At 62.7% G+C, this 18,657-nt stretch carries 17 protein-coding genes; 10 read left to right on the top strand and 7 right to left on the bottom strand.

The window, feature by feature from the left end; all coding sequences use genetic code 11:
• The first annotated feature begins 82 nt into the window (after nt 1-82).
• From def to LU684_RS20865, 5 genes are read left to right on the top strand one after another with little or no spacing between them, the layout of a single operon-like run.
• The gene (def, locus tag LU684_RS20885; RefSeq protein WP_012269876.1) at nt 83-589 is read left to right on the top strand and encodes a peptide deformylase; all 507 of its coding nucleotides are present in this window, start codon (nt 83-85) and stop codon (nt 587-589) included.
• 60 nt (nt 590-649) lie between these two features.
• Entirely contained in the window at nt 650-1,582 is a 933-nt protein-coding gene (fmt, locus tag LU684_RS20880) for a methionyl-tRNA formyltransferase (protein WP_060519815.1), read from the top strand.
• A complete protein-coding gene (gene rsmB, locus LU684_RS20875) occupies nt 1,579-2,889 on the top strand; it encodes a 16S rRNA (cytosine(967)-C(5))-methyltransferase RsmB (RefSeq protein ID WP_210667628.1) in 1,311 nt (436 codons plus the stop codon). Before fmt ends, rsmB begins: the two co-directional genes overlap by 4 nt.
• Nucleotides 2,890-2,912: 23 nt before the next feature.
• Entirely contained in the window at nt 2,913-4,286 is a 1,374-nt protein-coding gene (gene trkA, locus LU684_RS20870; RefSeq protein ID WP_016489939.1) for a Trk system potassium transporter TrkA, read from the top strand.
• Nucleotides 4,287-4,297: 11 nt separating this feature from the next.
• Nucleotides 4,298-4,606 carry a tetratricopeptide repeat protein gene (locus LU684_RS20865; RefSeq protein ID WP_023048056.1) on the top strand — a complete coding sequence of 103 codons (309 nt, stop codon included), beginning with the start codon at nt 4,298-4,300 and terminating at the stop codon, nt 4,604-4,606.
• A gap of 342 nt (nt 4,607-4,948) precedes the next feature.
• Here LU684_RS20865 and LU684_RS20860 read toward each other — a convergent pair whose 3' ends face one another.
• A complete protein-coding gene (locus LU684_RS20860; RefSeq protein ID WP_016489937.1) occupies nt 4,949-5,836 on the bottom strand; it encodes a lysophospholipid acyltransferase in 888 nt (295 codons plus the stop codon).
• 41 nt (nt 5,837-5,877) lie between these two features.
• Entirely contained in the window at nt 5,878-6,429 is a 552-nt protein-coding gene (locus LU684_RS20855) for a DNA-3-methyladenine glycosylase I (RefSeq protein ID WP_095116340.1), read from the bottom strand.
• 83 nt (nt 6,430-6,512) lie between these two features.
• Between LU684_RS20855 and glyQ the strand changes: the two genes are divergently transcribed.
• The 4 genes from glyQ to LU684_RS20835 are packed head-to-tail and all read left to right on the top strand — an operon-like array spanning nt 6,513 to nt 10,870.
• A complete protein-coding gene (gene glyQ / locus LU684_RS20850; RefSeq protein WP_012269869.1) occupies nt 6,513-7,460 on the top strand; it encodes a glycine--tRNA ligase subunit alpha in 948 nt (315 codons plus the stop codon).
• A complete protein-coding gene (gene glyS, locus LU684_RS20845) occupies nt 7,457-9,508 on the top strand; it encodes a glycine--tRNA ligase subunit beta (protein WP_023048058.1) in 2,052 nt (683 codons plus the stop codon). Before glyQ ends, glyS begins: the two co-directional genes overlap by 4 nt.
• A 3-nt stretch (nt 9,509-9,511) precedes the next feature.
• Nucleotides 9,512-10,039 carry a D-glycero-beta-D-manno-heptose 1,7-bisphosphate 7-phosphatase gene (gene gmhB, locus LU684_RS20840; RefSeq protein ID WP_016489933.1) on the top strand — a complete coding sequence of 176 codons (528 nt, stop codon included), beginning with the start codon at nt 9,512-9,514 and terminating at the stop codon, nt 10,037-10,039.
• A 45-nt stretch (nt 10,040-10,084) separates the two neighbouring features.
• The gene (locus LU684_RS20835) at nt 10,085-10,870 is read left to right on the top strand and encodes a lysophospholipid acyltransferase family protein (RefSeq protein WP_016489932.1); all 786 of its coding nucleotides are present in this window, start codon (nt 10,085-10,087) and stop codon (nt 10,868-10,870) included.
• 177 nt (nt 10,871-11,047) lie between these two features.
• Here the strand turns inward: LU684_RS20835 and LU684_RS20830 are convergent, their stop codons facing one another.
• Both LU684_RS20830 and LU684_RS20825 read right to left on the bottom strand, forming a co-directional pair.
• Nucleotides 11,048-12,667 (bottom strand): MFS transporter, encoded by a 1,620-nt coding sequence (locus tag LU684_RS20830; protein ID WP_016489931.1) that lies wholly within the window; start codon nt 12,665-12,667, stop codon nt 11,048-11,050.
• A 97-nt stretch (nt 12,668-12,764) separates the two neighbouring features.
• Nucleotides 12,765-14,411, bottom strand: a complete 1,647-nt coding sequence (locus tag LU684_RS20825; protein ID WP_016489930.1) for a GMC family oxidoreductase — start codon at nt 14,409-14,411, stop codon at nt 12,765-12,767.
• Nucleotides 14,412-14,648: 237 nt separating this feature from the next.
• Here LU684_RS20825 and LU684_RS20820 point away from each other — a divergent pair, with 237 nt between their 5' ends.
• The gene (locus LU684_RS20820) at nt 14,649-15,536 is read left to right on the top strand and encodes a LysR family transcriptional regulator (RefSeq protein WP_232894986.1); all 888 of its coding nucleotides are present in this window, start codon (nt 14,649-14,651) and stop codon (nt 15,534-15,536) included.
• On the opposite strand, the gene LU684_RS20815 is transcribed toward LU684_RS20820, so the two are convergent.
• From LU684_RS20815 to LU684_RS20805, 3 genes are read right to left on the bottom strand one after another with little or no spacing between them, the layout of a single operon-like run.
• Nucleotides 15,525-16,343 carry a sulfite exporter TauE/SafE family protein gene (locus LU684_RS20815; protein WP_016489928.1) on the bottom strand — a complete coding sequence of 273 codons (819 nt, stop codon included), beginning with the start codon at nt 16,341-16,343 and terminating at the stop codon, nt 15,525-15,527. The genes LU684_RS20820 and LU684_RS20815 overlap by 12 nt on opposite strands.
• A complete protein-coding gene (locus LU684_RS20810) occupies nt 16,340-17,608 on the bottom strand; it encodes an NAD(P)/FAD-dependent oxidoreductase (RefSeq protein ID WP_016489927.1) in 1,269 nt (422 codons plus the stop codon). The genes LU684_RS20815 and LU684_RS20810 overlap by 4 nt, the downstream gene beginning before the upstream one ends.
• 39 nt (nt 17,609-17,647) lie before the next feature.
• Nucleotides 17,648-18,532, bottom strand: coding sequence for an MBL fold metallo-hydrolase (locus tag LU684_RS20805; RefSeq protein WP_016489926.1), 885 nt, complete (start codon nt 18,530-18,532; stop codon nt 17,648-17,650).
• Nucleotides 18,533-18,657: the final 125 nt, after the last annotated feature.

The raw sequence follows: 18,657 nt of genomic DNA, 5'->3' as shown, positions 1-18,657 counted from the left end.
GCTTGCCAGGTGCCGAAATCCCCGTTTCCCTTTATTATGTGTGCTCAGTTTTCAACCGAACGCACAGTGACTGCCTGACCTTATGGCCATCTTGAACATTCTCGAATTCCCGGACCCGCGCCTGCGCACTATCGCCAAACCGGTGACGGAGTTCGACGACGCCCTGCGTCAGCTGATCGACGACATGTTTGAAACCATGTACGAAGCCCCTGGTATCGGCCTGGCCGCCACCCAGGTCAACGTGCACCTGCAGGTCGTGGTCATGGACCTCAGCGAAGACCGCAGCGAGCCGCGCGTCTTTATCAACCCCACGGTCGAAGAGCTGACCCACGACATGGGCCAGTACCAGGAAGGCTGCCTGTCGGTGCCTGGCTTCTATGAGAACGTCGACCGCCCGCTGCGTGTACGGGTCAAGGCCCAGGACCGCGACGGAAAGCCGTTCGAGCTGGAATGCGAAGGCCTGCTGGCGGTGTGCGTGCAGCACGAATTCGATCACCTCAACGGCAAGCTGTTCGTTGACTACCTGTCGCAGCTCAAACGCGACCGGATCAAGAAGAAGCTGGAAAAGCAGCACCGCCAGCAAGCCTGATCCCCCCCTTCCTGAAGGCTTGCTCCGGCAAGCCTTTTTCTATTTTGAAGCGAGAACTCCATGCGCATCGTCTTTGCAGGCACTCCAGAGTTTGCCGCCGAACACCTCAAGGCCCTGCTCGACAGCCCGTACGAGATCGTGGCCGTCTACACCCAGCCCGACCGCCCGGCCGGTCGTGGCCAGAAGCTGATGCCAAGTGCGGTCAAGGCACTGGCCGTCGCCCATGACATCCCGGTGTTCCAGCCGCAGACCCTGCGCAACGCCGATGCCCAGGCCGAACTGGCCGCGCTGCAGCCGGACCTGATGGTGGTGGTCGCCTACGGCCTGATCCTGCCGCAGGCAGTGCTGGATATCCCGCGCCTGGGCTGCATCAACAGCCACGCCTCCCTGCTGCCACGCTGGCGCGGTGCGGCGCCGATCCAGCGCGCCGTGGAAGCCGGCGACGCCGAGAGCGGGGTAACCGTGATGCGCATGGAAGCTGGCCTGGACACCGGCCCAATGCTGCTCAAGGTGGTCACCCCGATCAGCGCCGACGACACCGGCGGCACCTTGCATGATCGCCTGGCCGAAATGGGCCCGCCCGCAGTCGTTCAGGCCATCGCTGGCCTCGCCGACGGTTCGCTGCAAGGTGAAACGCAAGACGATGCCCTGGCCACCTACGCCCACAAGCTGAACAAGGACGAGGCGCGCATTGACTGGACCCGCCCGGCCGTCGAGCTGGAGCGCCTGATCCGCGCCTTCAACCCGTGGCCGGTGTGCCACAGCACCCTCGATGGCGAAAGCGTGAAGGTGCTGGCCGCCAACTTGTCCACAGGCAAGGGCGCCCCGGGCGAAATCCTGTCCGCCAGCAAGGACGGCCTGGTCGTTGCGTGCGGCGACCAGGCGCTGAGCCTGACCCGCCTGCAATTGCCCGGCGGCAAGGCGCTGAACTTCAGCGACCTGTTCAACAGCCGCCGCGAGAAGTTCGCCGCTGGCAAGGTGCTGGGCCAATGAACCCACGTCTCGCCGCTGCCCGTGCCCTTGCCGCTGTACTCAGTGGCAAGGCCTCGCTGAACAGCTCGCTGCCAGCACAACTGGACAAGGTCGATGAACGCGACCGTGGCCTGACCCAGGACTTGGCGTTCGGCACCGCACGCTGGCAGCCACGCCTCGACCTGCTGGCCGCGCAACTGCTGCAAAAGCCTTTCAAGGCCGCCGACGCCGATGTGCAGGCGCTGCTGCTGGTCGGCCTTTACCAGTTGTTCTACACCCGCATTCCGGCCCACGCCGCCATCGGCGAAACCGTGGGCTGTGCCGACAAGCTGAAAAAGCCGTGGGCCAAGGGCCTGCTCAATGCCGTGCTGCGCCGCGCCCAGCGCGAAGGCGAAGCACTGCTCGCCGGCATGGAGCGCGACCCAGTGGTACGCACCGCCCACCCGCGCTGGCTGCAGAAGGCACTGAAAGCCTTCTGGCCGGAGCAGTGGGAAGCCATTTGCGCCGCCAACAACGCCCACCCGCCGATGATTCTGCGGGTCAACCGCCGTCACCACAGCCGCGATGCGTACCTTGCACTGCTGGCCGACGCGGGCATTGACGCCAGCGCCTGCCAGTACAGCCGTGACGGCATCGTGCTGGCCGAGGCCTGCGACGTGCGCGGCCTGCCCGGCTTCGCCGAAGGCTGGGTGAGCGTGCAGGACGAAGCCGCGCAGCTGTCTGCCGACTTGCTCGAACTGGCCCCCGGCCAGCGCGTACTGGACGCCTGCTGCGCCCCAGGGGGCAAAACCTGCCACTTGCTGGAGGCCGAAGCCGGCCTGGCGCAGATGGTGGCCATCGATCTTGAAGCCAAGCGCCTGACCCGCGTGCGCGAGAACCTCGAGCGCCTGCAACTGGACGCCGAGCTGATCGCCTGCGACGCCCGCGACACCGCCAGCTGGTGGGACGGCAAGCCGTTCCAGCGCATCCTGCTCGACGCGCCGTGTTCGGCCACCGGCGTAATCCGCCGTCACCCGGACATCAAGCTGACCCGCCAGGCCGACGACATCCCGGCCCTGGCAACACTGCAAGGCGAGCTTCTCGACGCCCTGTGGCCGACCCTGGAAGTAGGCGGCATGCTGCTGTACGCCACCTGCTCCAGCCTGCCGACCGAGAATACCGAAGTGATCGGCGCCTTCCTGGCCCGCACCCCGGGCGCCCGTGAACTGGACCTGGCCACCGAGGCCGGCCTGCGCCAGCCCCACGGCCGCCAGTTGCTGGCCCAGGAGGGCGGCCACGACGGCTTCTACTATGCCAAGCTGATCAAGATCGCCGCCTCACGCGGATAAGACCAAACGGTAGGGAGTAGCGGATGAAGATCATCATCCTCGGCGCAGGGCAGGTAGGCGGTACGCTGGCAGAGCACCTGGCCAGCGAAGCCAACGACATCACCGTGGTCGACACCGATGGCGAGCGCTTGCGCGACCTCGGTGACCGCCTGGACATCCGTACCGTGCAGGGCCGCGGTTCGCTGCCGACGGTGCTGCGCCAGGCGGGTGCCGACGACGCCGACATGCTGGTGGCAGTGACCAACAGCGACGAAACCAACATGGTCGCCTGTCAGGTGGCCTATTCGCTGTTCCACACCCCGACCAAGATCGCCCGGGTGCGTGAATCGTCCTACCTGACACGCGAAGAGCTGTTCGACAACGACCATATCCCGGTCGACGTGCTGATCAGCCCCGAGCAGGTGGTGACCAACTACATCAAGCGCCTGATCGAACACCCAGGCTCACTGCAGGTGATCGACTTCGCCGAAGGCAAGGCCCAGCTTGTGGCGGTCAAGGCTTACTACGGCGGCCCACTGGTCGGCCAGCAGTTGCGCCAGATCCGCGCGCACATGCCCAACGTCGACACCCGCGTGGCGGCGATCTTCCGCCGCGACCGGCCAATCACCCCACGTGGCGACACGGTGATCGAAGCTGACGACGAAGTGTTCTTCATCGCCGCCAAGAAGGACATCCGCGCCGTGATGGGCGAGCTGCGCCGCATCGACGAAACCAATAAACGCATTGTGATCGCCGGCGGTGGGCAGATCGGCGAGCGCCTGGCCGAAGCCATCGAGAGCCGCTACCAGGTGAAGATCATCGAGATGAACCCGGCCCGCTGCCGGCACCTCTCCGATACCCTGGAAAGCACTGTGGTGCTGCAGGGCAGCGCCTCGGACAAGGACTTGATGCTCGAAGAGAACATCGCCGACGCCGACATCTTCCTGGCCCTGACCAACGATGACGAAGCCAACATCATGTCGTCGCTGCTGGCCAAGCGCCTGGGCGCGGGCAAGGTAATGACCATCATCAACAACCCGGCCTATGTCGACCTGGTGCAGGGCGGTGATATCGACATTGCCATCAGCCCGCAGCTGGCCACCATCGGCACCCTGCTTGCGCACGTGCGCCGAGGCGACATTGTCAGCGTGCACTCGCTGCGCCGTGGTGCGGCCGAGGCCATCGAGGCGGTGGCGCACGGGGATTCGAAGTCGAGCAAGGTTGTGGGCAAGGCCATCGAAGACATCGCCCTGCCACCGGGTACCACCATCGGCGCCATCATCCGCGACGAAGAGGTGATGATCGCCCACGACGACACCGTGATCGCGTCGGGTGACCATGTGATCCTGTTCGTTGTGGATAAAAAACACATTCGGGATGTGGAGAAGCTGTTCCACGTTGGCTTGAGTTTCTTCTAGGAGAAGAGGGCATGCGCGAATCGCTGGAGAAGATGCTGGCCAAGGGTGTGGATAACCCATTGCTGCGGTTCGGGCTGGGGAAGGCCTGGCTGGATGAAGGCAATGGCGCTGAAGCGGCGGTGCACCTGGCACGGTGTGTGGAGCAGGATCCCAAGTACTCCGCAGCGTGGAAGTTACTGGGCAAAGCGCATCAGTTGCAGGGTGACCTGGCGGCAGCGCGCAGGGCCTGGGAAGACGGGATCGTGGCGGCGCAGGCCCATGGGGACAAGCAGGCCGAGAAGGAGATGGCCGTGTTCCTGAAGAAACTCAACAAGGCCTGAGATTGCCGGGGCTGCTTTGCAGCCCATTCGCGGGGCAAGCCCGCTCCCACAGAGATAGCGTGGGCTGCGCTGAACATCGCGACACAGGGCCGCTCCTTCGGGTGACCGTGACCCCGTGTGAGAGCAGGCCGAGAAGGAGATGGCCGTGTTCCTGAAGAAACTCTACAAGGCCTGAGATTGCCGGGGCTGCTTTGCAGCCCATTCGCGGGGCAAGCCCGCTCCCACAGAGATAGCGTGGGCTGCGCTGAACATCGCGACACAAGGCCGCTCGTTCAGGTGACCGCGATCCCATGTGGGAGCGGGCTTGTCCCGCGAAAGGGGCGCAAAGCGCCCCCAGAAATCTCAGTACCAGCGCGGCTCGCCAGCCGGGCGCTTCTTGAAGCGTTTCATGCTCCACATGTACTGGCTGGGGTACTCGCGCACATAGCGCTCGACCACCTTGCTCATCGCCGCCGCCGATTCGGTCACATCGGTGCTGTACATCGCTTCCGGCGCTGCCTCCAGAATCACCCGAAAGCCCGAACCATCCGGCAGCCGCAGCGCATGCAGGAACACACCCACCGCCTTGCCACCCGCCAACATGTTCGGCACGAACTTGCTGGTCAGCGCCTGGGTGCCCAGGAACGGCACAAACACCCCTGCCGATTCGGCCGGCTCCGGGTCGGCAGGAATACCCACCTGGCCACCGCGGCGCACTTCCTTGATCACGCTGAGAATGCCTTCCTTGGTCGACGGCGCCACGCGGTTGCCCATCTGCACACGCTGCTCGCGCAACAGGTCATCCACCGCTTTGAGCTTCGGCGGGCGATAGAAGATGATCGGTTTGCACTGGTTACAGTAAAAGTGGTTCAGCACTTCCCAGTTGCCCAGGTGGCTGGTGATCCCCACCACGCCCTTGCCCGAGGCCAGAGCCTGCTCAAGCACTTCCAGGCCGTGCACTTCCTTGACCAGCTCCAGCGAACGCTGCGGCGGCCAGATCCAGGCACAGGCACTTTCGACAAAGGATTTGCCAATATCCCGCAGCGCCTGGCCAACCAGCTGCTCACGGGCAACCGGGTCCATCTCCGGGAAACACTTGGCCAGGTTGATCCGCACCACGTTGCGCGAACCATTGGGCACTTTCCACATCAGCCAACCGATACCCGCGCCGACGCGCTGTACAGCGCCCCAGGGCAGCTTGGCAAACAGGCGCAGCACCCCGACCATCAGGGCGCCCTTGAACTTTTCCACAGGCGAATTCCTTATTTCAGCAAGGCGCGCATTGTAACCCCTCAGCGCAACAAGGCGGCGTAGCGATCGCAATCGGTGGTGTGGTCCATGACCATGCCGGTGGCCTGCATGAAGGCGTAGCAGATGGTCGGGCCGACAAAGGTGAAGCCGGCTTTCTGCAGGGCCTTGCTCATGGCCTTGGCTTCGTCGGTAACAGCCGGCACGTCGCCGCGCCCGTTGAAGTGGTTGATCTTCGGCTCGCCGCCAACGAACGACCACAGCCATTCGGCCGGGTTATCCACAGCCCGCCAGGCCTGGGCATTGCGCCGCGCAGCCTTGAGCTTGAGGCGGTTGCGGATGATACCCGCATCCTGCATCAGTTCTTCGATACGCTCGTCGCTCATGGCGGCCAGCTTTTCCGGGTCGAAGCCGTACATCACCTCGCGATAACGCTCGCGTTTGCGCAAAACGGTTATCCACGAAAGCCCGGCCTGGAACCCTTCGAGCAAAAGCATCTCGAAGAGCAACGCCGGGTCACGCTGTGGCGTTCCCCATTCCTGGTCATGGTAGGCCTGGTACAACGGATCGTCGGTACACCAAAAGCAGCGTGGCATAAGGCTCCAATGAGTAGAGGGCGAGGCGAATCAGGTTATACTCCCGCTCTTTACATCCGCATCCCCAGATACAGGTGAATTTCGTGAGCCAGCCTACGCCAGCCGTGCGTACCTTCCAAGACCTGATCCTCGCCCTGCAGAACTACTGGGCAGCTCAAGGTTGTGTGGTGCTTCAGCCCTACGATATGGAAGTAGGCGCCGGCACTTTCCATACCGCCACGTTCCTGCGCGCCGTCGGCCCAGAAACCTGGAACGCCGCCTACGTGCAGCCTAGCCGTCGCCCTGCCGACGGGCGGTATGGCGAAAACCCAAACCGCCTGCAGCACTACTACCAGTTCCAGGTCGTGCTCAAGCCCAACCCGGCCAACTTCCAGGAGCTGTACCTCGGCTCGCTGAAAGCCATCGGCCTGGATCCGCTGGTGCACGACATCCGCTTCGTCGAAGACAACTGGGAATCGCCGACCCTCGGCGCCTGGGGTCTGGGCTGGGAAATCTGGCTCAACGGGATGGAAGTCACCCAGTTCACCTACTTCCAGCAGGTAGGCGGTATCGAGTGCTACCCGGTCACCGGTGAAATCACCTACGGCCTGGAGCGCCTGGCCATGTACATCCAGGGCGTCGACTCGGTGTACGACCTGGTGTGGGCCGACGGCCCGTTTGGCAAAGTCACCTATGGCGACGTGTTCCACCAGAATGAGGTGGAGCAGTCGACCTACAACTTCGAGCACGCCAATGTCGACAAGCTGTTCGAACTGTTCGACTTCTACGAAAGCGAAGCCAACCGCCTGATCAAGCTGGATCTGCCGTTGCCGACCTATGAAATGGTCCTGAAGGCCTCGCACACCTTCAACCTGCTGGACGCCCGCCGCGCCATCTCGGTAACCGAGCGCCAGCGTTACATCTTGCGTGTACGTACCCTGGCCCGGGACGTGGCGCAAAGCTATCTGCAAGCCCGCGCACGCCTGGGCTTCCCGATGGCCACCCCTGAATTGCGTGACGAAGTGTTGGCTAAGCTGGAGGCTGCACAATGAGTGCTCAAGATTTCCTGGTAGAACTGGGCACCGAAGAGCTGCCACCCAAGGCCCTCGCCACCCTCGGCGACGCCTTCCTGGCCGGCATCGAGAAAGGCCTGCAGGCCGCTGGCCTGAACTACACCGGCAAGCAGGTGTACGCCGCGCCGCGCCGCCTGGCCGTGCTGATCCGCCAGCTGGACGTGCAGCAGCCTGACCGCAGCATCAATATCGACGGCCCGCCCCTGCAGGCTGCTTTCAAAGACGGCGAGCCGACCCAGGCTGCTCTTGGCTTTGCCAAGAAATGCGGTGTAGATCTGTCGGAAATCGACCAGAGCGGCGCCAAGCTGCGCTTCTCCCAGCATATCCCAGGCAAGGCCACCGCCGGCTTGCTGCCAACCATCGTCGAAGATTCGCTCAACGACCTGCCGATTCCCAAGCGCATGCGCTGGGCGGCCAGCCGTGAAGAGTTCGTACGCCCGACGCAATGGCTGGTGATGCTGCTGGGCGACCAGGTGGTCGACTGCACCATCCTGTCGCAGAAAGCCGGCCGTGAATCCCGTGGCCACCGCTTCCACCACCCGGAAAACGTCGTCATCACCACCCCGGCCAACTACGTCGAAGACCTGCGCAAAGCCTACGTGCTGGCCGACTTCGCCGAGCGCCGCGAGCTGATCAGCAAGCGTACCGCCGAGCTGGCCATGCAGCAGGAAGGCACCGCCATCGTGCCGCCTGCGCTGCTGGACGAAGTGACTGCCCTGGTCGAGTGGCCAGTGCCGCTGGTGTGCTCGTTCGAGGAGCGTTTCCTTGAAGTGCCACAGGAAGCCCTGATCACCACCATGCAGGACAACCAGAAGTACTTCTGCCTGCTGGACAGCGAAGGCAAGCTGCTGCCGCGCTTCATCACCGTGGCCAACGTCGAGAGCCGCGACCCGAAGCAGATCGTGCAAGGCAACGAGAAGGTCGTGCGCCCACGCCTGACCGACGCCGAGTTCTTCTTCAAGCAGGACAAGAAGCAGCCGCTGGAAACCTTCAACGAGCGCCTGAAAAACGTGGTGTTCCAGGCTCAGCTGGGCACTGTGTACGACAAGGCCGAGCGTGTTTCCAAACTGGCTGCGTTCATCGCCCCGCTGATCGGCGGCGACGCCCAGCGCGCCGGCCGTGCCGGCCTGCTCTCCAAGTGCGACCTGGCCACCGAGATGGTCGGCGAGTTCCCCGAAATGCAGGGTGTTGCCGGTTACTACTACGCGCTCAACGACGGTGAGCCGCAGGACGTCGCCCTGGCTTTGAACGAGCAGTACATGCCGCGCGGTGCTGGCGCCGAGCTGCCGCAGACCCTCACCGGTGCTGCCGTGGCCATCGCCGACAAACTCGACACCCTGGTTGGCATCTTCGGCATCGGCATGCTGCCTACCGGGAGCAAGGACCCGTACGCCCTGCGCCGTGCTGCCTTGGGCGTGCTGCGCATTCTGATCGAGAAGCAGCTCGACCTGAACCTGACCGGTGCGGTCGAGTTCGCAGTCAAGCAGTTCGGCGCCAAGGTCAAGGCCGCTGGCCTAGCCGAACAGGTACTGGAATTCATCTTCGACCGCCTGCGTGCGCGTTACGAAGACGAAGGCATCGACGTGGCCACCTACCTGTCGGTGCGTGCCCTGCAGCCAGGCTCGGCCCTGGACTTCGACCAGCGTGTGCAAGCTGTGCAGGCCTTCCGCAAGCTGCCGGAAGCCGAAGCCCTGGCCGCGGTGAACAAGCGTGTATCGAACTTGCTGAGCAAGGCCGAAGGTGCCATCGCCGAACAGGTCGAGCCAAAGTACTTCGACAACGCCAACGAGTTCTCCCTGTACTCGGCCATCCAGCAGGCCGACCAGGCCGTGCAGCCGATGGCTGCTGCACGCCAGTACAGTGAATCGCTGGCTCGCCTGGCGGCCCTGCGTGACCCGGTCGACGCCTTCTTCGAAGCGGTGATGGTCAACGCTGAAGATGCCAAGGTACGCGCCAACCGTTATGCCCTGCTCAGCCGCCTGCGCGGCCTGTTCCTGGGCGTGGCCGACATTTCGCTGCTGGGGTAAGCCTTGAAACTGCTGATTCTCGACCGTGACGGGGTCATCAACCATGACTCCGACGCCTACATCAAGACGCTGGAAGAATGGGTGCCGATCCCTGGCTCGGTCGAGGCCATCGCGCAGTTGAGCAAAGCCGGCTGGACGGTGGCCGTGGCCACCAACCAGTCCGGCATTGCCCGTGGCTACTACACACTGGCAACCCTGGAAGCCATGCACGCACGCCTGCGCGAGCTGGTGGCGGAGCAGGGGGGCGAGGTGGGCCATATCGTGTATTGCCCGCACGGGCCGGACGATGGCTGCGATTGCCGCAAGCCAAAGCCTGGCATGCTGGTGGCGATTGCCGAGCATTACCGGGTCGCCCTGCAAGGCGTCTGGTTCGTCGGCGACAGCAAAGGTGACCTGGAGGCCGCCCTGGCCGTCGGTGCACAACCCGTGTTGGTAAAAACTGGCAAGGGCGAGCGGACCCTGGAAAAAAGTGTCCCTGAAACTACACTGATTTTCGACGATCTGGCAGCTATCGCCAGAGAACTAATTTAAACAGTGCGCCTCGGGCGCATTTTTCTCAGGCGGGCATGCCCCGCAATGGTACAAGCCACTATGTCGATCCTGCAGGCGATCAGAATCTTTCTTTTTTACCTGCTGCTGGGCACCAGTTCACTGCTGTGGTGCTCGCTGAGCTTCTTCATCGCGCCGTTCCTGTCGTTCCCCAAGCGCTACAGGTTCATCAACGTGTATTGGTGTCGCTGCGCGCTGTTCCTGGTGCGCACCATTCTCGGCATCGACTACAAGGTCACCGGCGCCGAAAACGTGCCGAAAGAGCCCTGTGTGATCCTGTCCAACCACCAAAGCACTTGGGAAACCTTCTTCCTTTCCCAGTACTTTTCGCCGCTGAGCCAAGTGCTCAAGCGCGAGCTGCTGTACGTGCCGTTTTTCGGCTGGGCCATGGCCATGCTGCGGCCGATCGCGATCAACCGCGACAACCCAAAGGAAGCGTTGCGCCAGGTGGCGAGCAAAGGCGACGAGCTGCTCAAGCAGAAGACTTGGGTGCTGATCTTCCCGGAAGGCACCCGCGTGCCCTTCGGCACCGTGGGCAAGTTCTCCCGCGGCGGTACTGCGCTGGCCGTGAATGCCGGGCTGCCGGTGCTGCCGATTGCCCACAATGCCGGCAAGTTCTGGCCGAAGACAGGTTGGGGCAAGCGTGCCGGTACCATCGAAGTGGTGATTGGCGAGCCGATGTACGCCAATGGCACCGGGCCACGTGCCATCGCCGAACTCAATGACCGCGCAGCGGCGTGGAACGAAGCGACTCAACGGGCCTTGGGTTCGCTGCCGCCAGCTGATGAAAAACCCCAACAGCAGATGGCCTGATCATCTGTGGATAACTTGTGAGCAGTTTTTCGATCAAATGCTTGAAATGATCGCTAAGTACTTGAATTAGAAGTTTATTTCCACTTATGAAATTTTTCTGAAAAGCGTGCATAAGTTTTTCCGCGGCATAAAAAAACCGGCTTTTACAGCCGGTTTTTTTATGCCGGATGAACAGGGTCAGACCTTGTCGAGATCCACATCCTTGGTTTCTTTAAGGCAGAAAATCCCCACCACCAGGCTGATCCCGGTCACCAGCACCGGGTACCACAATCCGTAGAAGATATCCCCGGTATACACCACCAGCGCGAACGATACCGTTGGCAGGAAACCGCCGAACCAGCCATTACCAATATGGTAGGGCAGGGACATGGAGGTGTAGCGGATACGGGTCGGGAACAGCTCGACCATTACCGCTGCCAGCGGGCCATAGGTCATGGTCGCGATCAGGATCATCGCCACGATCAGCACCACCACCATTACCTGGTTGACCTGCCCTGGGTCGGCCTTGGCCGGGTAGCCCGCCTGCTCCACTGCGCTGCGCATGGCCGCTTCGTCGTAGCCATTGATGGTCTTTTCACCAATATTCACTACCACATCGCTGCCGGCCACGTTCACTGAGCTATACGGCAGGCCCTGCTTCACCAGGAATGTCTTGACCTTGTCGCACGGGCTGTCAAAACGAGCCTTGCCCACCGGGTCGAACTGGAAGGTGCAATTTTGTGGGTCGGCCGTGACCACGATAGGCGCCTGCCGGCTGGCTGCGTCGATCTGAGGGTTGGCGTAATGGCTTAGCGCCTTGAACAGCGGGAAGTACAGCACCGTGGCCAACAGCAGGCCGAGCATCAGGATCGGCTTGCGGCCAATACGGTCCGACAGCCAACCGAAAAACACGAAGAACGGCGCACCGATCACCACACTGATGATCAGCAGCGTGTTGGCCTGGGCAGGGTCCATCTTCAGCATTTGGGTCATGAAGAACAACACATAGAACTGCGCCGTATAGAAGGTCACGGCTTGCCCGGCGTTGATGCTGAACAAGGCGGTCAGCACCACTTTCAGGTTCGGCCACGAGGTGAACGACTCACGAATAGGCGACTTGCTGACCTTGCCCTGGGCCTTCATTTTCACGAAGGCCGGCGACTCGTGCATGCTCATGCGGATCCAGGTGGAGATGGCCAGCAGCACGATCGACAACAGGAACGGCAGGCGCCAGCCCCAGGTTTCGAACTGGTCGCCACTGATGTAGCGGCTGCCCAGCACCACCAGCAGCGACAACAACAGGCCAAGGGTGGCCGTAGACTGGATGAAACCGGTGTAAAAGCCCCGTTTGCCATGGGGCGCATGCTCGGCCACATAGGTGGCAGCACCGCCGTACTCCCCCCCCAGCGCCAGCCCTTGGAGCATGCGCAGGATCACCAGGATGATCGGTGCGGCAATGCCGATACTGGCATAAGTGGGCAGCAACCCCACGGCGAAGGTGGACAACCCCATCAGCACGATGGTGACCAGGAAGGTGTACTTGCGCCCGATCATGTCGCCCAGGCGGCCGAACACCAATGCACCGAACGGCCGCACCAGAAAGCCGGCGGCGAAGGCCATGAGGGCGAAGATGAATGCGGTGGTGTCGTTCACCCCAGCAAAGAACTGCTTGCTGATGACCGCTGCCAGCGCACCATAGAGAAAAAAGTCATACCACTCGAAAACCGTCCCGAGGGATGACGCGAAAATGATCTTGCGTTCTTCACGGCGGCTGGAGCTGCTGGCCGCCGCACCCTGTTCCTGGATGTAATCCGACATCGTTGCTGTCCTCGGCCCGCAGGCCACAGTGATTATTCTTTTTGTTCCACTGTCGGCGGCCTCTGACCGCGAGCCACCGGTGTTGCACGCACCCGGGTCAGGGGGTCGGTATCGCGTCTTCGTTCATGTAGGTCTGGGTAGCAGCTCCTTTGAGGATCAGTTGCGCCGCCTTCTCGGCGATCATCAGGGTCGGTGAACAGGTATTACCGGAGGTGATCTGCGGCATGATCGAGGCATCGGCCACACGCAAACCGGGGATGCCGTGCACGCGCAACTGGTTATCCACAACGTCCAGGGCACCGCTGCCCATACGGCAGGTACCGACCGGGTGGAAGATGGTGGTGCCAATTTTGCCGGCTGCCTCAAACAGCTCTTGCTCGGTTTGCAGGGCTGGGCCTGGCAGGTATTCCTTGGGGTCGAACGCTGCAAGGGCAGGGGCCTGCACGATGCGCCGGGTGAGGCGGATGGCATCGGCGGCCACGCGCAGGTCCTGTGGCTCGCTGAGGTAGTTGGGGTCGATCAGCGGCGTGCTGTTCATGTCGGTGCTGCTGATATCGATACGCCCGCGGCTTACCGGGCGCAGGTTGCACACCGATGCGGTAAAGGCCGGGAACGAATGCAGCGGCTCACCGAAGCGCTCCAGTGAAAGCGGCTGAACGTGATACTGCAGGTTGGCGGTGGCCTGGTCCGGGCTCGAGCGCACGAACGCGCCCAGCTGGCTCGGCGCCATCGCCAGTGGGCCGCTGCGGTCATAAAGGTAGCGCAGGCCCATGCCCATCTTGCCCCAGAGGCTATTGGCCATCTGGTTCAAGGTGCGGGTATTGCGGATCTGGTAGATCAGGCGCAGTTGCAGGTGGTCCTGAAGGTTGCCCCCCACGCCCGGCATATCGTGGCGTACACCAATGCCCAGGCTTTCCAGCAGCTGGCGCGGGCCGATGCCGGAGCGTTGCAGAATACCGGGTGAACCAACAGCGCCGGCGCAGAGGATGATTTCGCGACGCGACGCAAACTCGTGCCAGGCGCCTTGCCAAAATGCTTTCACGGCCCTCGCCCGGGTGTTGTTGAGCAGTACCTGGTCAACCTGAACGCCGGTCAGCACAGTGAGGTTGGCGCGGTCCTTTATCGGCCTCAGGAAAGCTTTGGAGGCGTTCCAGCGTACGCCGCTGCGCTGGTTGACCTGAAAGTATCCACAGCCCTGGTTGTCACCGGTGTTGAAGTCGTCGACCTTGCCGATGCCGCTTTGCTCGGCGGCATCACGGAAAGCATCGAGGATCGGCCAGCTGTAGCGCTGGCGCTCGACCCGCCATTCGCCGTCACCGCCGTGGTGCTCACTGGCGCCGGCGAAGTGGTTTTCGCTGGCCTTGAACAGCGGCAGCACGTCCTTCCAGGCCCAGCCGTCATTGCCTTGCTCGGCCCAGCGGTCATAGTCCGCCGCCTGGCCACGCATGTAGATCATGCCGTTGATTGAAGAACAGCCACCGAGCACCTTGCCGCGTGGGTAGCCCAGTGCGCGCCCCCCCAGGCCTGGCTGCGCCTCGGTCTTGAAGCACCAGTCAGTGCGCGGGTTGCCGATGCAATAGAGATAGCCGACGGGGATGTGAATCCAGGGATAGTTGTCGCGGCCACCTGCTTCCAGCAGCAAAACGCGGCAGGATGGGTCGGCGGACAAACGGTTGGCCAGAAGGCAACCGGCGGGACCGGCCCCTACGACCACGTAGTCGAAGACAGAATCGGCTGATGGCATGTGCAACCTCGCGCCCGTTTTTATTCTTGTCCCGATCCATCTTAGTGCGTAATTTCGTGAGTGAAACACGAGATTTCGCGCAGCCGTTGTGCGTTTTAGCACAGGGGTAAGCCTATACCGGCCTCTTCGCGGGTAAACCCGCTCCCACAGGTTCGACGCTGCTTCTGAAGGCGGCGCGGTCCCTGTGAGAGCGGGTTTACCCGCGAAAGGGCCGGACGAACAGCCACAAGGATCAGCATGTTCGACTGGAACGATCTGCGGTTTTTCCTCGAGTTGCAGCGCAGCGGCCGCCTGCTTACCGCCGCCAAGCGCCTCAACACAACCCACAGCACCGTGGCCCGGCATATCGAGACCATCGAGCAAAGCCTGGGCACTGCGCTGTTTGTACAACATGCCCAGGGCTACGAGCTGACCCCCTCGGGCCAAGCCCTGCTCAAGCATGCCGAGGCCATGGAGAACGTCGCGCTGTTGGCGCAGGAAGAAATCACCCAGGCCATCACCCCGTTGGGCAAAATTCGCCTGGGGGTGACCGAAGGCATCGGCATCATGTTCTTCACCCCACGCATGAACGCGTTGTTCGAGCGCTACCCGGGCCTGGAGGTGGAACTGGTGGCGGTGCCGCGCTTTGTCAGCATCCTCAACCGCGAAGCGGAGATCAGCATTCACCTGGAACGCCCCAACGCCGACCTGCTGATAACCCGCAAGCTCACCGACTACCGCCTGGCGCTGTACGCCAGCCAGGACTACCTGGACCGGGCACCGCCGTTGCGCAACCGTGAGGACCTGGCCCGGCACAACTGGATCGGCTACGTCGACGACCTGCTGTTCAGCCAGGAACTGCTGTTTCTCAACAGTTTCTGCCGGGCACCGACCGTGGTGTTTCGCAGCACCAGCGTCATTGCCCAACAGGCTGCCGCCCGCGCCGGGCTGGGCATCGCCGTACTGCCCAACTACATGGCTCACGACGACCCGACGCTGGTGCGCGTACTGCCTGGCGAAACCATCCAGCGCAGCTACTGGATCTGCACCCGCCGCGAGCTGCACAAGTCAGTGCGCCTGCGGGTGGTGTGGGACTACCTGCTGGCGCTGTGCGCCGCAGAACAGGAAGCGCTGCTAGCCCAATAGTGCCTTGCCCGCCAGCAGCAATGCCGCCGTCCAACCGGCCACCGCAAACATCTGCTGCAAACGCGGCCCGGCCAGCCTGGCCGCCAATGGCCGCGCCAGCAGCAGGCCGAGCACCGCGCCTGATGCAAACGGGGCTCCAACCTGCCAATGCATCACACCCGCCAGGCTGGCGCTGACCACACTGCCGGTGGACACCAGTGCGATCACCGCCAGCGAGGTGGACACGATGCTGGCCATGCGCAGGTTGGTATAGCGGTTCAGGGCCGGGATGATGACGAAACCACCGCCAACCCCCAGCAGACCAGACAGCAACCCAGACAAGGCACCGGTAAATGCCAGGGCACGCGCGCATGGCAGGGTCCAGCGCAAGCGACCTTGCAACGGGTTCAGCACACAGGGTTCGATATAGCGATGGGCGTCATTGGCTTCACCGCGCAGGTCTTTGGCCGCCTTGCGCCAGATACGCAGGCAGGCGTACACCAGCACCCCGGCAAACACCAACTGCAAAGGTGTATTCGGCAAGCGGTGCGCCAGCATCAGCCCGAACGGCGCCGCTGCTACGCCGATCAGTGCGATAAACAGCGCCGCCCGATAACGCACCAACCCCTGACGCAAACCCAGCACTGCGCCAACCGCCGCCGCCATGCCTACGGCCAACAGGCCGACCGGTGCAGCCTCGACCATCGACAGCCCCAGGCCGAACACCAGCAAGGGCACAGCAAGAATGCCACCGCCGGCGCCGGTCAACGCCAGCACCGCACCGATGATCGCGCCCAGGCCCGCCCCCAACAATTGATGTTCGATCACTGCCCACCCTCGGCTACCAACTGCGGGCGCGCCAGCCACTCGCGGCCCTTGAGCATGCCTTGCCAGTACAGCGGCGGCAGCGCCTGCGCCTTGAGCAACCAGGCCAGACGCGTCGGCTTGCGGCCATCCAGCAACCAACTGGGAAAGCTCGGTGCCAGTTTGCCGCCATAGGTGAACTCGGCCAGGACGATCTTCCCGCGCTCTACCGTCAGCGGGCACGAGCCATAGCCATCGTACTGGGCGAGGGTGGGCAGCCGGCCCAGTGCCACCAGCACGTTGTTGGCCACTACCGGCGCCTGCTTGCGGGCCGCTGCGGCGGTCTTGGCATTGCTGGTATTGGCCACGTCACCCAGGGCATGGATGTTGGTGTACTTGCGATGGCGCAGGGTATGCGGATCGACATCGACCCAGCCGGCGTTATCGGCCAATGGGCTTTCGCGAATAAAAGCCGGCGCCACCTGTGGCGGTACCACGTGGAGCATGTCGAACGCCTCGATGCGCGTTTCACTGCTGCCATCGGGCAGCGTGCGTACGAAGGTGGCGCGCTTGTTCGGACCGTCCACAGCGACCAACCTGTGGGAAAAATTGAGGTCCACAGCGTATTTTTCGATGTACTTCATCAACGCAGGCACGTAGTCCGCCACACCGAACAACACTGCCCCGGCATTGAAGAAGCTGGCTTTAACCGCCCCCAGATGGCCGTTGCGCAGCCAATGATCGCAAGACAGGTACAGCGCCTTCTGCGGTGCGCCCGCACATTTGATCGGCATGGGCGGCTGGCTGAATACGGCACGGCCTTGCTTGAGTTTCTGCACCAGCTCCCAAGTGTAGGGCGCCAGGTCGTAACGGTAATTGGAGGTGACCCCGTTGCGGCCCAAGGTTTCACAGAGCCCCTCAATTGCCGCCCAGTCCAGCGTGAGGCCAGGGCACACTATCAGCTGTTCATAGCTGATGGCACGACCGCCCTCGAGCATGACCAACTGGCCCAGAGGGTCGAAACCCTGCACCCGCGCCTTGACCCAGCGCACACCACGCGGGATGGTCGAAGCCATGGTGCGGGCGGTGCTCGGTGCCTTGAACACACCGGCCCCGACCATGGTCCAGCCGGGTTGGTAGTAATGCACATCGGCGGGGTCGATCAAGGCAACGTCCAGCGACGGGTCACGGCTGATCAGGCTGGAAGCGGTGGCGATACCAGCGGCACCGGCACCGACGATGACCACCTTGTGGTGGTCGGTATTGGCAGGGGACAACAAGGCAGGCATGGCGGTAAATCCTGGAAATCTGATTATGGGGCAGGGCGGTTACAGCTTGTTCAGCGGGATTTTCAGATAGCTCACGCCGTTCTCTTCCGGCGCGGGGAAGTGCCCGCTGCGCATGTTCACCTGCACCGAAGGCAGGATCAGCACGGGCATGTCGAGGGTCTTGTCACGGGCTTCGCGCATGGCGACGAAACTGTCCTCGTCGACACCCTGATGAATATGAATGTTGCTGGCGCGCTGCTCGGCCACGGTGGTGACGTACTGCATGTCGCGGCCACCTGGCAGGTAGTCGTGGCACATGAACAGCTGGGTATGGTCAGGGAAAGCCAGAAGACGACGGATCGAACGGTACAGGGTACGGGCATCGGCCCCAGGGAAATCGCAGCGGGCAGTACCGTAGTCGGGCATGAACAGGGTGTCACCGACGAACACTGCAATCTCGCCCGCATCTTCAATCATGAAACTCATGCACGCGGGGGTGTGCCCAGGTGTGTGAAGTGCCCGGGCGTGCAGGTTGCCGATGCGCAAGCCTTCCTCGTCTTCGAGCAGCACGTCGAACTGGCTGCCATCACGGGCGAAGCCAGGCTCTGCATTGAACAAGGCGCCGAATACTTTCTGTACCTGGGTGATGTGAGCGCCGATCGCGGTATGGCCACCCAGCTTTTCCTTCAGGTAGGCGGCCGCTGAAAGATGGTCGGCGTGTACATGAGTTTCCAGCACCCAGCGCACGCTGGCGTTCAGCTCGGTCACGCGCTCGATCAGGCGATCCGCCGAAGCGCTGCAGGTGCGCCCGGACTTGGGGTCGTAATCCAGCACACTGTCGATCAATGCACATTGCCGGGTTTCACGGTCCATGACCAGGTAGCTGATGGTCGAGGTCGCCTCGTCGTAAAAGGCGTCCACGTGAAGGTTGTTGCCGATGATCATCACGTTCTCCAATTTATCTGCCCCGCCTTGCAAGGCGTAGGCAGTGCCAGGAGGTGTATCAAGATGCATGCCAGGCCTTTTACCGCGCTTGCGCCAATGAAACCGGCCCGGTCAAGACGACTGGC

Origin of the sequence: Pseudomonas sp. NMI542_15, from assembly GCF_021283425.1 — a bacterium.
Classification (GTDB): Bacteria; Pseudomonadota; Gammaproteobacteria; order Pseudomonadales; family Pseudomonadaceae; genus Aquipseudomonas; species Aquipseudomonas fortuita.
The sequence above is the reverse complement of the archived record's forward strand: the minus strand, read 5'-3'. Positions and strand labels throughout refer to the sequence as shown.

Excerpts from the sequence above, each read along its gene's own strand:
- def (WP_012269876.1), top strand. The coding sequence starts at position 83 with ATGGCCATCTTGAACATTCTCGAATTCCCGGACCCGCGCCTGCGCACT.
- fmt (WP_060519815.1), top strand. The coding sequence starts at position 650 with ATGCGCATCGTCTTTGCAGGCACTCCAGAGTTTGCCGCCGAACACCTC.
- rsmB (WP_210667628.1), top strand. The coding sequence starts at position 1,579 with ATGAACCCACGTCTCGCCGCTGCCCGTGCCCTTGCCGCTGTACTCAGT.
- trkA (WP_016489939.1), top strand. The coding sequence starts at position 2,913 with ATGAAGATCATCATCCTCGGCGCAGGGCAGGTAGGCGGTACGCTGGCA.
- LU684_RS20865 (WP_023048056.1), top strand. The coding sequence starts at position 4,298 with ATGCGCGAATCGCTGGAGAAGATGCTGGCCAAGGGTGTGGATAACCCA.
- LU684_RS20855 (WP_095116340.1), bottom strand. The coding sequence starts at position 6,429 with ATGCCACGCTGCTTTTGGTGTACCGACGATCCGTTGTACCAGGCCTAC.
- glyS (WP_023048058.1), top strand. The coding sequence starts at position 7,457 with ATGAGTGCTCAAGATTTCCTGGTAGAACTGGGCACCGAAGAGCTGCCA.
- LU684_RS20835 (WP_016489932.1), top strand. The coding sequence starts at position 10,085 with ATGGTACAAGCCACTATGTCGATCCTGCAGGCGATCAGAATCTTTCTT.
- LU684_RS20830 (WP_016489931.1), bottom strand. The coding sequence starts at position 12,667 with ATGTCGGATTACATCCAGGAACAGGGTGCGGCGGCCAGCAGCTCCAGC.
- LU684_RS20825 (WP_016489930.1), bottom strand. The coding sequence starts at position 14,411 with ATGCCATCAGCCGATTCTGTCTTCGACTACGTGGTCGTAGGGGCCGGT.
- LU684_RS20820 (WP_232894986.1), top strand. The coding sequence starts at position 14,649 with ATGTTCGACTGGAACGATCTGCGGTTTTTCCTCGAGTTGCAGCGCAGC.
- LU684_RS20810 (WP_016489927.1), bottom strand. The coding sequence starts at position 17,608 with ATGCCTGCCTTGTTGTCCCCTGCCAATACCGACCACCACAAGGTGGTC.
- LU684_RS20805 (WP_016489926.1), bottom strand. The coding sequence starts at position 18,532 with ATGATCATCGGCAACAACCTTCACGTGGACGCCTTTTACGACGAGGCG.